We start from the raw sequence: 12,956 nt of genomic DNA on the forward strand, positions 1-12,956 counted from the left end.
TGAATGTTCGGAAGGGCGGCGCATGATCGACCTGGACCACGCTCACGGGGTGGCCGTGATCCGGATGCACGAGAACCGGTGCGGGGCGCTCGATCCGTCCACTTTGGACCGGGTGGTCGCCGCCCTGCGCTATGTGGGTGACTCGTACGCGGTGGTGCTCACCGGCTGGGAGGACGTGTTCTCCCGCGGCTGGGCCGGCGGCGACGCGAATCTGCTGGAGCGCGCCGTGCTCGCGGTGGCCCGCCATCCGACGCCGGTGGTGGCGGCCATCGGCGGCGACACGCTGGGCGCTGGCTACGCACTGGCCGCGGCGGCCGATGCCCGGGTGATGTCGGAAGGACAGCTCGGGCTGGCCGCCGCGACGGCGCTGACCCCGGAAGTCGAAGCAATCCTGCGACGGCACGCGGGACCGGTCTGGCGCGCGGTCTCGGTGGGGGAGCGCACCTTCGGGCCGGAGTCGGCCCGGATCGCCGGACTGGTCGACGCCTGCTGCGCACCGGGCGAGGCGGTGCGGGTGGCGGTGCGACGGGCGGCGCTGCTGGCCGGGCCCGCGCGGGAACCGCTCGTGAGTGTTCACGACGGTTAGAACCGTCGTGAAAACTCGCGAGTTTTTCAGGGCTGCGCCGGGAATTCCTTGCGCACGGCCGGAAGCACCTCGGTGCCCAGCAGCTCGATGGCCTTCATGATCTTCGCGTGCGGGACACCGGACCAGTCCATCTGCATCGCGTAGCGGTCGGCGCCGGTCAGCTTGCCGACGGTGATGAGCCGCTCCGCGATCTCCGCCGGGCTGCCCGTGAAGAGTGATTGCGCGTTGTCGGTGTACGAGTCGTACTCGGCCCTCGACGGGATCGCCCAGCCTCGCGCCCGGGCGCCGTACTTCATCGTCTCCAGCCAGTACGGGTAGAAGCTTTCCTTGGCGTCCTGGGAGGTTTCGGCGATCAGGCCGATCGCGCTCATGGTCACGTCGAGGTCCTCGGCGGCGTGCTCGCCGGCCTCGCCCGCGCGGCGGTAGAGGTCCACGAGCGGGGCGAAGCGCTCGGGCCGGCCGCCGATGATCGCGTACACGACCGGCAGGCCCAGCAGGCCGGCGCGGATCGAGGACTCCGGGTTGCCGCCGGTGCCGACGGAGATGCGCAGGCGGCGCCCGTACGGCCGCGGGTACACGTGCGCGTTCTCCAGCGGTGGCCGGAACCGGCCGGACCAGGTGATCGGGTCCTCGCGGTCGATGCGCAGGAGCAGCGCCAGCTTCTCCTCGTACAGCGCGTCGTAATCGCCGAGGTCGGCGCCGAAGAGGGGGAACGACTCGGTGAACGAGCCGCGCCCGGCCAGCAGCTCGGCGCGGCCCTTGCTCAGCTGGTCGAGCGTGGTGAACTGCTGGTAGACGCGCACCGGGTCCTCGGTCGAGAGCACGGTGACGGCGCTCGAGAGCGTGATGTGCTCGGTGACGCTCGCCGCCGCGGCCAGCACCGTGGCCGGGTTGGAGATCGCGTAGTTCTCCAGGTGGTGCTCGCCGAGGCCGTAGAAGCCGAGGCCGAGCTCGTCGGCGAGCTTGATCCGCTCGACGGTCTCCGCCAGCCGCTGCGCGACCGGCACCTGCTCGCCGGTCAACGGGTCCGGCGGCCGGTCGCCGAAGCTGTAGATACCGAGTTCCATGTCTGCCCCTCGCTGGTCCTGACTTCGAAAATAGCACGATTGCTGATGCGTCAACATCTTCCGCGCGCCGTGTTCGTGGTCACGGACTCAACCTTTCGGAACCCCGGCCCGTCGACCACCATGGACACCGGCGAGGAGGTGGGTTTCGATGCGGGCGAAGACCTACGCGGCGGGGCTGCTGACGGCCGTCGCCGTGACGGGATGCTCGGCCCAGGCGGCGACCGAGCCGCCGCCACCGGCTCCGCCGTCGAGTCTGCCCGCGCCGCCGAGCACCACGCCCAGTCCGACCCCGCCGCCGCCCCCGCCGTCTCCGCCGTGCTCGGTGAAAACGGGCGCGTGCGCGAGCCTTTCGCTGCGCCTGGCCTGGCTGCTGAAGGACGGCGCGGTCGTGCACGGCCCGGTGCCGATGGAGCCGGGCGACGCCGCCCAGCCGACGCCGGCGGGCACCTTCCGCGTCGCGTGGAAGGACAAGGTCCACACCAGCAGCGAATACGGCGACCCCATGCCCAACTCGGTGTTCTTCGCCGCCGGCGGCATAGCCTTCCACGCCGGCCCACTGGATCAGCCGTCACACGGCTGCATCCACCTGACCGACGCCGACTCGACGGTGTTCTTCAACGGCCTGCCGGTCGGCGCCGAGGTCCAAGTCGCGGCTTGAGCGCGCCCGAATGCCTTCAGTGGCCCAGGGTCGGCAGTTCCGGCGAGTCCGTGTCCAGTGGCACGGCGGCTCCGCGCACGAGTCCCAATTGGACGGTCGGGCGCTTGCTCACCGTGGCCAGTGCCCAGCCGGTGGCGGTGCGCAGCCGGTTGCCCGGCATGGCGAACAGGTGGTAGGCGCGGGTGACGATCTTCGCGGGCCAGCCGGAAAGCGGGACGTGCAAGGGATTCGCCGCCGCGCGGCCCGCGCCGAGGTCGACGACGAAACCGAGGTCGTGGTGGCGGTAGGTTCGCGCGCGGCCGTGCCCGAGCGACGCGGCGACGTTGCGGGCGGCGAGCCGGCCCTGCCGTTCGGCGTGCTGCGCGGTCATCGCGGTGTACGTGCCGGGCTGCGTCAGGTCCGGGACCGCGGCGGCGTCACCGCAGGCGAACACGTCCTCGCGGCCCGGCACGTTCAGCTGCGCCGTGACGACGATCCGGCCCTTCGCCGTGGCCAGGCCCAGCTCCGAGACGAACGGATCCGGCCGTACGCCGACGCACCAGACCAGCGTGCGCGTGGCCACTGTGTCGCCGTTCGTGAGCTTGACGCCGTCCGGCCCGGCGTGGTCCACGGAAGTGCCCATGAGGACCTCGACGCCGCGGGCGCGCAGCACCTCGTCGGCGGTCCGCCCGAGCTTCGGGTTCAGCTCCGGCAGCACCTTGTCCGCGATGTCCAGCAGCAGCCAGCGGACGCGCTGGCCCTCCAGCCCGGCATGCCGGGCGGTGAGCGCCGCGGTGAAGTCCGGGCCCTGCGCGGCGACTTCCGTGCCGGTGTACCCCGCGCCGACGACCACGAACGTGCAGCGCGCATCCCGCTCCACCTGGTCCTCGGCTGCCGCCGCCAGCTCGATCTGGCGCGTGACGTGGTCGCGCAGGTACAGCGCCTCCGGCACCCCGCGGAACCCGTGCGCGTACTCGGCGACGCCGGGGATCGGCAGCAGCTTGTTCACACTGCCGGCGGCGAGGATCAGCCGATCGTAGGACAGGGCTTGCTCGTGGTCCTCGGGATCGGTGTAGGTGACGGTGTGCCCGTCGAGGTCGACCGCGGTCGCCGTGCCGAGCGCGAGCCGCACCCCCGGCAGCGTGTCCGGGATCGACACGGTGATCGCCCGCGGGTCGAGGGTCCCGGCCGCGACCTCCGGCAGCAGCGGCAGGTAGAGGAAGTAGTCGGTGGGGTTCACCACCACGACCTCGACACCGGTGCCGCCGGCGGTCTTCAGCAGCGTCTTCGCCGCGTGGTAGCCGGCGAATCCGCCGCCGACGATCACGACCCGCATCACGTCTCCTCCGGTTGGGCCACGGTTTCCCGCGCGGGTGCCCGGGACGGCGGCCGGAAACCCCGCCCCGGGCCGCGCTCAGGCTTGCGGCTGCCCGATGTTGACCATCCAGGAGATGCCGAACCGGTCGACGCACATGCCGAACTCGTCGCCCCACATCTGCTTCTCCAGCTTCACGGTCACCGTGCCGCCTTCGATGAGCTTGGCCCAGTAGCCGCGCAGCTCGTCACCGCTGTCGCCGCTGAGGCTGACCGAGATGTTCATGCCGGGGCTGTAGTCCATGCCCGGCGGCGTGTCGGCCACCATCAGCGTGAAGCCGGCCGGGGTCTCGAGCTGGCCGTGCATGATCAGGTCGGCCTCGGGGGCGTCCGGCATCCCGGATTCCCCGAACGTGCTGAGGGTGAGCTCACCACCGAGCGCGTCGCGGTAGAACTCCAGGGCCGGGCGGGCCTGGTCGCGGAAGCTGATGTAGGGGTTCAGTCGAGTGGTCACCGGTCGCTCCTCGATCTCGGACGGAACCGCATCCTCGCAGATCAGCGGGGTCGCCGACAACGATCGCGCCACCACCGGGGGAACGGGCTTTTCACCCGCCGGGTCACCAGCCGAGCAGCCACCAGCAGCCCGAGCAGCCCGGCGAAAACCGGGAGCGGGGTGGCACGCACCGCGTCCGTGGCCGGGGGACGGCCGGCCCGGCCCGGTCCGCGGCGGCGGTTCACGGCTCGCCGGTCAGCTTGCCGCGCAGCTGCTCTAGGGTCTGGGAGAGCAGGCGGGACACGTGCATCTGCGAGATCCCGACGCGGTCGGCGATCTGCGTCTGGGTCAGCCCGCCGAAGAAGCGCATCACGAGGATGGCGCGCTCGCGTTGCGGCAGCTCGCGCAGAAGTGGTTGCAGCGCCTCGTGATTCTCGATCTGCTCCAGCTCCGGGTCCTCCTCGCCGAGGGTGTCCGCCAGCGACAGGGGCTCGGCGTCGTCGTGGACCGGCTTGTCGACCGAAAGGGTCTGGTACGCGTTGCCCGCGATCAGTCCTTCGTGGACCTCCGCGAGGTCGAGGTTCAGGTGCTGGGCCAGCTCGGTCGGCGTCGGCGCGCGGCCGAGCGTCTGCGACAGCGTGCCGGAGCCGTGGCTGAGCGCCAGGTGCAGTTCCTTGAGCCGGCGCGGCACCCGCACCGACCAGCCGGTGTCGCGGAAGTGCCGGCGGATCTCGCCCATGATCGTCGGCACGGCGAAGGACAGGAAGTCCGGGCCGCGATCCGGGGTGAACCGGTCGATCGCGTTGATCAGCCCGATCCGGCCGACCTGCACCAGGTCCTCCCGCGGCTCGCCGCGCCCGGTGAACCGGGTGGCGATGTGCTCGGCCACGGGCAGGAACTCGGTCACGAGCCGCTCCCGCAGCCCGGCCCGGCCGGGGTCGTCCGCCGCCAGCTCCGCCAGCTGCTCGAACAGCGGCGCGGTGTGGGCGTACTCGTCCCGGCGCCGGGTGGCCGGCTGGTTCCCGGTCACCCCGCGCCCAGGTCGAGGTCGATCGACAGGGTGTTGAGGGACTCGCCGGGGATCGGGTCGCACCGCGCCCGCACCGAGCGCGCCAGCGTGGTCAGGACGTGCCAGCCGAACGACCGGTCACTCGGCGGCCGGCTGTGGCTCGACCGCGTCTCCACGGTGAGGTGGATGCCCTCGGGCGCCACCCGGAACCGGCAGGTCATCGTCGCGCCGAGATCGGCCAGCTCCACCAGCTGCGCGCAGGCTTCGTCGACCGCCATCTTGGCGTCCGCGATCGCGTCCAGGCCGTAGTCCGCTCGCACCACCACCGCCTGCACGAGCATCCGCACCAGGGGTATCTGACTCGCGTCCGCGGGCACTCGCAGCTCGATCAGCTCATCGAGCAGCCGGTCTACCGCGGGCAGTCCGCCGCGGTGCGCACTGCCGGGTCCCTCGTTGTCCATGCGACCCGTTTACCCACTCGGCCGGTGCCTGACACCTCCGAGGCGGCGCAGCAAGCGGCCGAGGGCGCGGCGGCGGCCCCGGTGAGTGAATAAGCTGGGGGATACGAGCGGGGGCAACTGGGTAGTCCACCCCGGGAGACCTCATCGGAAGCGGGTGAACCACATGGTGCAGGTGCGGGTGCAGGGCTTGGCCGTCGTCGCGCAGGAAGTGGCGCCGGTCGTGCTGCTGCGGGAGGAGGCCGGCCTGCGCCGCTGGCTGGCCATCACGATCGGCGCGCCCGAGGCGCAGGAGCTGGCCGCGGCGCAGGAGCGCACCGCTTCGCCGCGGCCGGGCACGGTGGAACTGATCCTCGACGTGATCTCGGCGCTGGGGCAGCGTGTCGTGCAGATCGAGGTGACCGAGCTGCGCGACAGCATCTTCCACGCCGACCTGGTGCTGGACGACGGGGTGCGCGTCTCTGCGCGCCCGAGCGACGCGATCGCCGTCGGCCTGCGCGCGAGCGCCCCCATCGAGGTGGCCGAGGCGGTGCTGGAGGAGGCCGCCGTCGACGTCACCGTGGCGAACGCCGACGAAGCGGCGGAGGTGCTCGGCAGCCTGCCGGGTGACCCCCTCGACGGCCCCCCGGAAACCAGCGAGGACCAGATCCGCCAGTTCCGCGACCTGCTCGACGAGGTCAGTCCCGACGACTTCCGCGACCCCGGCACCGGCTGAGCCGGGCGGGGAATACCGATCACCACCCGCTGTGTTGACTCAGGTGGCTGTGCGTCACGCCGCTCGCGAGGCGGCCGTAACGCACCGGCCCCGAAACGATGGCCCTCGACCTGGCTCCGGCCGAGGGCCATCCTCATGTCCACCGTCCGAAGTGGACAGACAGTGGCCGCCGGTCAGGTCGGGATGCCCCGGGGCGCGGGAATGCGGGTCAGGCCGGCGGCGATGCCGGGGCGTTCGCAGCCCAGCGGCAGCCGCTCCAGGAGGCGGCGCACCGGGTGTGAGCCGGCGTGGTCGACGTAGAAGTCGACGTCGTGCTCGCGGGCGAGTGTTTGCAGGTGGTGCAGGGTCCGCAGGCCGCTGACGGCCAGGAACGTCGTCCGGCCGAGGTCGACGATCACGACGCCGACGGTGCTGCGGATCCGCGACTCCACGACCTCGGCGAGCCGCGGGGCCGTGGCGAGGTCCAGCTCGCCGGCCACCTCGATCACGGCGGCGCCCGGCGAGGGGCGCCGGACGTGCAGCCGGAGCTGCCCGACGGCGTCGGGAATCGGTCTCTGGTCAGTGGGGCGCACGGCGCTCATGGCGGCCTGCCTCTCGTCGGCCACACGCCGGGCGGAAGGCAGCGCACCGGGAGATCGGCGCCGGACCTCTCGGCATGCGGAGGAAACACGGCGGCTGGTGGCTCAACCAGGATCGAGGCTAGTGCATCCGCGCCGGACCGGCATCCGCCGGGTCACCGCCGGACGGGCCTCGCCGCGGCGAAGTAGGCGCTCGACTCGGGCAGGAACGACAGCACCACGCCGATCACGGCGGCCAGGCAGCTGAGGTAGCCGATCCAGCTGCCGCCGCTGCCGGCCAGCAGGGAGAGCACCTGGAGCGCGGTCAGCACGGTGAGCACGATGCGCGCCCAGTTGCGCCCGGCCCGCAGCTTGACCGCGAACAGCAGGTACAGCAACGCGATCAGCACGGCGATCACGACCGCCGCCACCATCGCGACGGTGGCGGCCTGGTCGATCTGCTGGGCGGTCAGCTTCGCGTCGGACCGGCGCACGGCGTCGGCCAGCGAGTCGCGCTCGCCGAGCACCAGCAGCCCGCTGACGATGCTGATCACGGTCGCGGCCAGGAACGCCCAGAAGGCGCCGTTGACCGTGCCGGGCCGGGTCGGCGCCGCGCCGGTGGGTCCGGTGGGTCCGGTGGGCCCGGTCGGTCCGGGGGAGGATTCCTGGGGGAACCGGGGCAGATCCGTCGAATCGCTCATGGGGCGACACTAGGCCCGTCGCCCGTCGAAAGCGCGCCGGTTCGGCCGACCGGGGTACCGGCCCGCGGAGTTCCCGGCAGTGGCGCGCGCCTGTTCTAGGGTCGCAGGACGGCGCCGGGCGCGGCCCGGCACAAGAGGCGATGGAGGACACCATGCCGGAGGACCCGACCATCACGCTGCCCGGCCGCCCGCCCCTGGCCGACCTGGCCACCTGGCAGGCCGCCCGCGACGAGCTGCTGATCCGCGAGAAGGCCCACACCCGCGAGGGCGACGCCCTGGCCGCCGCCCGCCGCCGGCTGCCGATGGTGGAGGTCGACGGGACGGCCGAGGTCGTCGGACCCGACGGCCCGGTCCCGTTCGCGAGCCTGTTCGAGGGCCGCGACGAACTCGTGACGTACCAGCACATGTGGTACGACGGCGCGCCGCACCAGGGGCAGTGCGAGGGCTGCACCAACGCGGTCTGGCACCTGAAGGACGCCGTCTACCTCAACGCCCGCGGCGTCTCGCTCGCCATTGTGACCGAGGGCGAGTGGGACGAGGTCGCCGCCTTCGTGGAGTTCATGGGCTACACCCAGCCCTGGTACTCGGTGCGCGGCGTGGCAGCACCGATCGGCGACCGCATGGGCCACCTCAGCTGCTTCCTGCGCGACGGCGACCGCGTGTTCCTGACCTACTCCACGACGGGCCGGGGCACCGAGCGTTTCAACGGCTCGTTCGGCCTGCTCGACATGACGCCCCACGGCCGCGGCGAAGCTTGGGAGGACAACCCCGAGGGCCGCCCGGAAGGACAGCACGCGTGCTGGTACTGGCGTTCGTCGGCGGACGGCTCCGCCAGCTGGGGCCCGACCAGCCGTCCGGTGCCGCAGTGGACCCGCCCGGCGGTAACGGCGGAGGAAACCCTCGGCCGGCACGGCCACCCCTGCTGACGGGTGCCGCTGCGGCGCGCGGTGCTTGGTCGTTGGGCGGGGTTGGCCGGCTGCTTCGTCTCGCAGGACGTGGCCGCTGCGCGGGGCTGGTCGTTGGGTGAGTTGCTGTGTCGCGCCGGGCCTGCCGTGTTGTGTGGTGCTTGGCTGCCGGGCTGGGGTGGTCGCCAGGTGAGCCGCTCAGGCGCGCAGGATCTGGCCGCCGCCGGGCCGGCCGTCGGGCTGGGTGAGCTGGGCGCCAAAGCGCCGGGCGGCCTCGCCGTCGGGTGCGTGCGGGCTTAACCGCGGGTGGTCGGGCAAGTCCGGGGAGGGCAGCTTTTCAGAGCCAGGCAGGGGACTACGCAGCGCAGGGCAAGCGGCTCGTCAGTGCCGGGCGGGGGCCCGGGCCGGCGTCGCCGTCGATTTGGTGGAAGGCTCGGGTGCGTGGTCGGAGCGTTGCTCAGATGGCGGGTGGGCCGGCGTCGACCACTTCCAGGGACAGTTCCAGCGGGTCGAAGTGGATGAGTGACTCCATCCACCACGTCATGCCCGCCTCGGCGAGTGCGCGCAGGTCGATTCCGGTGGGCTCGTCCCAGGCGGGGCTGGCGTTGCCGGCCACGGCGACGTCGAAGGGACGCCCGGCCGGGCGGACCCGGGTGACCAGGCGCGCCAGTTCCTCCGGCTCGGGCGGGCGCGGGCCGGGGTTGGGGAAGAAGCCGTCGCTCGCGGCGGCGCGGTCTAGCACGTGCGGGTGGCTGGTGGAGGCGGCCGTCCAGAGCGGGATCGGTGACGGCGCGGCCGGTTCCAGCGTCACCTGGTAGTGCTCGCCGTGATGGCGCACCGCATCGCCGGACAGCATGGCGCGCAGCACTTCGAGGCCTTCGTCGAACCGCGAGGAGCGTTCGGCGAGCCCGGCGGGTTCGCCGAACCGGCTGAAGTCGCCGGACTCGTCCGATCCGAGCCCGGTGCCGAGGACCAGCCGGCCGCCGGAGAGCCGGCTGACGGTGGCCGCTTGCCGCGCGACGCTCCACGGCCGCCGTCGCGCGAGTGGCGTGACCATCGGGCCGAGCCGCAGGGTCGTGGTCGCCTGCGCGATGGCGGCGAGCGTGGTCCAGGTGTCGGCGATCGGCATCGCGTCGGTGACGACGTGGTCCCACAGGAACACCCCGTCCCACCCGGCCGCCTCCGCCCGCACCGCCAGGTCGACGAGCACCGACGGCTCCCCGAACGGCCCGAACGGCGGCAGGTACACGCCGTGGCGCACAACGCTCACTGGTCTCCTCCTCGTGATGGGTGCGAGCGAACCTAGCCGCGGCGGCGCGGAGACGCTGAATTGGGCCCGGCTACCGGATTGTCCTAAAAGGACACCGGACTGCGGAGCCGGTCGCGCGGCGGGTGGCCGCCAACGGTCGAAGCAGTGGCAGACCTGAAGCTCCCTGTGCGCCGAGCTTGGCGTAGCGGCGAAGTTCGTGGCCACCGCGCCGCCAGTGGATACGTCATCGGGTGACCTCCCCGGTCCCGAACACGGGCCAGCCGATCGCGGTCCGCCACCGCGTCGCGTCCGGGGTGTCGTGGCGGCCGGTCAGGTAGTACTCGCGGATCGGGCCGTCGAGGCCCAGCGCGTGTTCGGCGACGTACGCGCCGAGGGCGCCGTAGGCCCGGTCGATGTCCTCGTGGCCGCCGGCGTGCACCGTCACGGCCAGCTCGGCGGCGGGCACGGTGAACGGCACCACCCGGCCGGCCGGGCGGACCGGCCCGTGGCACGGCACGAACACCGTGCCGGCACCGTGCTCGTCGGCGAACAGCCCGGTGGCGTAGATCCCGCCCGCCGGGCCGGTCCCGGCCAGGCCCTGCGCGGCCAGCGTCGCCCGCAGCTCGCCGATCGCGCCCTCGAACCACGGCGTGGCGTCCGCGAGGTCGATTTCCGCGTGGACCGCCGCCGCCGGGACGGCGGGCACGGTCCGGAGCGTGATCTCGATCGGCGCCGCCTCGGCCGGGTCTCGCAGGAGGTCGCGCAGGGAGGCGACGGCTTCCCTGGTACGGGCGAGCGTGTCCTCCAGCCGGTCGAGGTGGGCGGCGATCAGGTCGTTGCGCGTCGCGACGTCGGGCGCGGCGAGCACCGCCTGGACCTGCTCCAGCGGCATGTCGAGGCCACGGAACCGGCGGATCACCTGCGCCGTGGGGATCTGCTCGGTGGCGTAGTACCGGTAGCCGGTGCGCTCGTCGACGGCGGCGGGCACGAGCAGGCCGATCCGGTGGTAGTGGCGCAGCGTCTTGACGCTCAGGTGTGTCGCCCGAGCGAAGTCGCCGATCGCGAGGGAGGACCGCATGCCGCCAGTCTGCCGCCTCCCCCCGGGGGAGAGTCCCCTCCGGAACGCGGGTTGCGCCTCCCCGTGCGGGACACCCGAACGTGGTCCTCGCCGCCGGCCACCCGGGCCGCCGGCGAGGAGAAGGGACCATCGCCATGACCACCGGACCGACCGGCGTGATCGCCGAGCACATCGCCGCCGTCAACGCCTTCGACACCGACGCGATCGTCGCCACCTTCGCCGAAGACGCCTACGTCAACGACAACCACCGCGAGTTCGCCGGCCGGGCCGCGATCCGCCGGTGGGTGGAGCGGGAGCTGGTGGCGGACAAGGTCACCATCGACGTGCGCGAGGTGGCCGGCCACCACGGCGACACGATCGTCCGCGGCGCCTACGACGGCGCCTACGACAAGACGAACCTGCCGGACGAGCTGATCCTGTCCAACTACTTCAGCGTGCGGGACGGGAAGATCGTCAGCCTCGTCGTGGTCCGCAACCGCCCGGCCGAGTACTGAGCCGCATCCCGGTGAGCGGTGACCGGGTTTGCGGGCAAAGCACCCGAACGCCGCGAATCGCTTGGGGCGTAACAAAAAGATCTTGTCACTGCCGGTGCGGTCTGTTTGTGTCGGGACCGGCCCCGGGCGCGGCCGCCAACGTGGCCCGGGACGGTGCAATTTCCGACAGCAGCGAAGGAAAAGACCATGCCGCGCTTGAGCAGAGTGTTGTATTGCGTGACGGCCGCGGCGGCCGCCGTCACGATGGCGACCGGCCCGGCGACGGCCGCGCCGCAGACCGTGCACGAGTGGCTCACCCGGCCCGGCGTGACCACGCCGACCGAAGCGGAGCTGAGCTGGCAGACCCCCGCGGCTTCGGGGGCGACGACGATCCGGCTCGACTCGAACGTCAAGTTCCAGTCGGTGTCCGGCTTCGGCGCGGCCATCACCGACTCCGCCGCCCACGTGCTGTACGGCCTCGCGCCGGCGGCCCGTGACGAGGTGATGAAGAACCTGTTCGCCCCCCGGGCCGGGGCCGGCATCAGCTTCCTGCGCCAGCCCATCGGCGCGTCGGACTTCGCCGTGGGCCAGGACTACAGCTTCGACGACGTGCCCGCCGGCCAGACCGACTACGCACTGCAGCACTTCTCCATCGCCCACGACGAGGCGCAGATCCTGCCGCTGGTGCGCCAGGCGCAGAAGCTGAACCCGAAGCTGCAGATCGTCGCGAGCCCGTGGAGCATGCCGGGCTGGATGAAGACCGGCGGCTCGATGATCGACGGCAAGCTGATCGACTCGCCGCGGATCTACCGCGCCTATGCCGCCTACCTGGTGAAGTTCCTGCAGGCGTACCAAAAAGCCGGTGTGCACGTGGACTACCTGACCGTGCAGAACGAGCCGCAGGCGCTGGAGCGCAAGAACTACCCGGGCACCGACCTGCCGTGGCAGCAGGAGGCGAAGGTGATCGAGGCGCTCGGCCCGGCCATCCACGCGGCCGGCCTCGACACGAAGATCCTCGGCTTCGACCACAACTGGACCGAGCATCCCGGCGACATCGCCTCGCACCAGCGCGCGGGGGAGGACCCCCAGCCGGAGTACCCGTACGACCTGCTGGCCACGAACGCCGCGAAGTGGATGGCGGGCACCGCGTACCACTGCTACTACGGCTCGCCGGACGCCCAGACGCCGTTGAAGGCCTCGTACCCGGGCAAAGACGTCTTCATGACCGAGTGCGAGGGCGGCGACTCGGCCACGATCATCGGCGTGATGCAGAACTGGGGCCGCAGCTCGATCGACTGGAACATCGCGCTGGACGAGAACCACGGCCCGCACCTCGGCGGCTGCGGCACCTGCAACGGCACTGTCACGGTGGACTCGCGGACCCGGGCGGTCACGTACAACGACCAGTACCGGGACATCGAGCACTTCACGAAGTTCGTGCCGCCGGGCGCGGTGCACATCGCCGCCTCGGTGGTCTACACGAGCGGGACCGGCACGCCGATCCAGGCCGTCGCCTTCACCGATCCCGACCGTTCGACCGCGCTCGTCGCCCTGAACACGGCGAAGACGGCGCAGACGTTCACCGTCGTTTCGGGCGGCCGGTCGTTCGACGCGACCGTGCCGGCGGGGGCGACCGTGACCTTCCACTGGAGCGGCCGCTGACGGGGAATCTCCACCCGAAGTCCACCCCCAGCGCGTTGCTCTGTCACCAAAA

Annotated in this window: 15 protein-coding genes; 6 read left to right on the forward strand and 9 right to left on the reverse strand. The window is 72.1% G+C overall.

Translation table 11 applies throughout. The annotated features are described in order from the left end of the window. Positions 1–22 precede the first annotated feature (22 nt). Entirely contained in the window at positions 23–586 is a 564-nt protein-coding gene (locus BMY97_RS29170; RefSeq protein ID WP_091622670.1) for an enoyl-CoA hydratase-related protein, read from the forward strand. Between the two features lie 26 nt (positions 587–612). Here the strand turns inward: BMY97_RS29170 and BMY97_RS29175 are convergent, their stop codons facing one another. After that, entirely contained in the window at positions 613–1,653 is a 1,041-nt protein-coding gene (locus BMY97_RS29175; protein WP_091622673.1) for an LLM class flavin-dependent oxidoreductase, read from the reverse strand. A gap of 148 nt (positions 1,654–1,801) precedes the next feature. Here BMY97_RS29175 and BMY97_RS29180 point away from each other — a divergent pair, with 148 nt between their 5' ends. Continuing rightward, a complete protein-coding gene (locus tag BMY97_RS29180) occupies positions 1,802–2,311 on the forward strand; it encodes a L,D-transpeptidase (protein ID WP_091622675.1) in 510 nt (169 codons plus the stop codon). Positions 2,312–2,327: 16 nt separating this feature from the next. Here BMY97_RS29180 and BMY97_RS29185 read toward each other — a convergent pair whose 3' ends face one another. The 4 genes from BMY97_RS29185 to BMY97_RS29200 all read right to left on the reverse strand — a co-directional run bounded on the left by BMY97_RS29185 (position 2,328) and on the right by BMY97_RS29200 (position 5,567). Then, positions 2,328–3,626 carry an NAD(P)/FAD-dependent oxidoreductase gene (locus BMY97_RS29185; protein WP_091622678.1) on the reverse strand — a complete coding sequence of 433 codons (1,299 nt, stop codon included), beginning with the start codon at positions 3,624–3,626 and terminating at the stop codon, positions 2,328–2,330. Between the two features lie 78 nt (positions 3,627–3,704). Continuing rightward, positions 3,705–4,118 carry a VOC family protein gene (locus tag BMY97_RS29190; protein ID WP_091623160.1) on the reverse strand — a complete coding sequence of 138 codons (414 nt, stop codon included), beginning with the start codon at positions 4,116–4,118 and terminating at the stop codon, positions 3,705–3,707. 220 nt (positions 4,119–4,338) lie between these two features. Then, on the reverse strand, positions 4,339–5,127 hold the full coding sequence (locus tag BMY97_RS29195) for a SigB/SigF/SigG family RNA polymerase sigma factor (protein WP_091622681.1): 789 nt from the start codon (positions 5,125–5,127) through the stop codon (positions 4,339–4,341). Then, positions 5,124–5,567, reverse strand: a complete 444-nt coding sequence (locus BMY97_RS29200) for an ATP-binding protein (protein WP_091622684.1) — start codon at positions 5,565–5,567, stop codon at positions 5,124–5,126. The genes BMY97_RS29195 and BMY97_RS29200 overlap by 4 nt, the downstream gene beginning before the upstream one ends. Positions 5,568–5,730: 163 nt before the next feature. Between BMY97_RS29200 and BMY97_RS29205 the strand changes: the two genes are divergently transcribed. Beyond that, on the forward strand, positions 5,731–6,279 hold the full coding sequence (locus BMY97_RS29205) for a bifunctional nuclease family protein (RefSeq protein WP_091623162.1): 549 nt from the start codon (positions 5,731–5,733) through the stop codon (positions 6,277–6,279). A 173-nt stretch (positions 6,280–6,452) separates the two neighbouring features. Here BMY97_RS29205 and BMY97_RS29210 read toward each other — a convergent pair whose 3' ends face one another. Both BMY97_RS29210 and BMY97_RS29215 read right to left on the reverse strand, forming a co-directional pair. Next, positions 6,453–6,860, reverse strand: coding sequence for an STAS domain-containing protein (locus BMY97_RS29210; protein ID WP_091622687.1), 408 nt, complete (start codon positions 6,858–6,860; stop codon positions 6,453–6,455). A 152-nt stretch (positions 6,861–7,012) separates the two neighbouring features. After that, positions 7,013–7,537, reverse strand: a complete 525-nt coding sequence (locus BMY97_RS29215; RefSeq protein WP_091622690.1) for a hypothetical protein — start codon at positions 7,535–7,537, stop codon at positions 7,013–7,015. A gap of 152 nt (positions 7,538–7,689) precedes the next feature. Between BMY97_RS29215 and BMY97_RS29220 the strand changes: the two genes are divergently transcribed. Beyond that, positions 7,690–8,463, forward strand: a complete 774-nt coding sequence (locus BMY97_RS29220; protein WP_091623165.1) for a DUF899 family protein — start codon at positions 7,690–7,692, stop codon at positions 8,461–8,463. Positions 8,464–8,899: 436 nt separating this feature from the next. Here BMY97_RS29220 and BMY97_RS29230 read toward each other — a convergent pair whose 3' ends face one another. Together BMY97_RS29230 and BMY97_RS29235 are read right to left on the reverse strand one after the other, a co-directional pair. Beyond that, a complete protein-coding gene (locus tag BMY97_RS29230) occupies positions 8,900–9,712 on the reverse strand; it encodes an LLM class flavin-dependent oxidoreductase (protein WP_091622696.1) in 813 nt (270 codons plus the stop codon). Between the two features lie 223 nt (positions 9,713–9,935). Further along, positions 9,936–10,769, reverse strand: a complete 834-nt coding sequence (locus BMY97_RS29235) for a MerR family transcriptional regulator (RefSeq protein WP_091622699.1) — start codon at positions 10,767–10,769, stop codon at positions 9,936–9,938. Positions 10,770–10,903: 134 nt separating this feature from the next. On the opposite strand from BMY97_RS29235, the gene BMY97_RS29240 reads away from it, so the two are divergent. Together BMY97_RS29240 and BMY97_RS29245 are read left to right on the forward strand one after the other, a co-directional pair. Then, the gene (locus tag BMY97_RS29240; protein ID WP_091622702.1) at positions 10,904–11,263 is read left to right on the forward strand and encodes a nuclear transport factor 2 family protein; all 360 of its coding nucleotides are present in this window, start codon (positions 10,904–10,906) and stop codon (positions 11,261–11,263) included. Positions 11,264–11,467: 204 nt separating this feature from the next. Next, positions 11,468–12,904 (forward strand): glycoside hydrolase family 30 protein, encoded by a 1,437-nt coding sequence (locus BMY97_RS29245; RefSeq protein WP_245787575.1) that lies wholly within the window; start codon positions 11,468–11,470, stop codon positions 12,902–12,904. The last annotated feature ends 52 nt before the right edge of the window (positions 12,905–12,956 follow it).

Source organism: Amycolatopsis saalfeldensis (genome assembly GCF_900110575.1).
Taxonomy (GTDB): Bacteria; Actinomycetota; Actinomycetes; order Mycobacteriales; family Pseudonocardiaceae; genus Amycolatopsis; species Amycolatopsis saalfeldensis.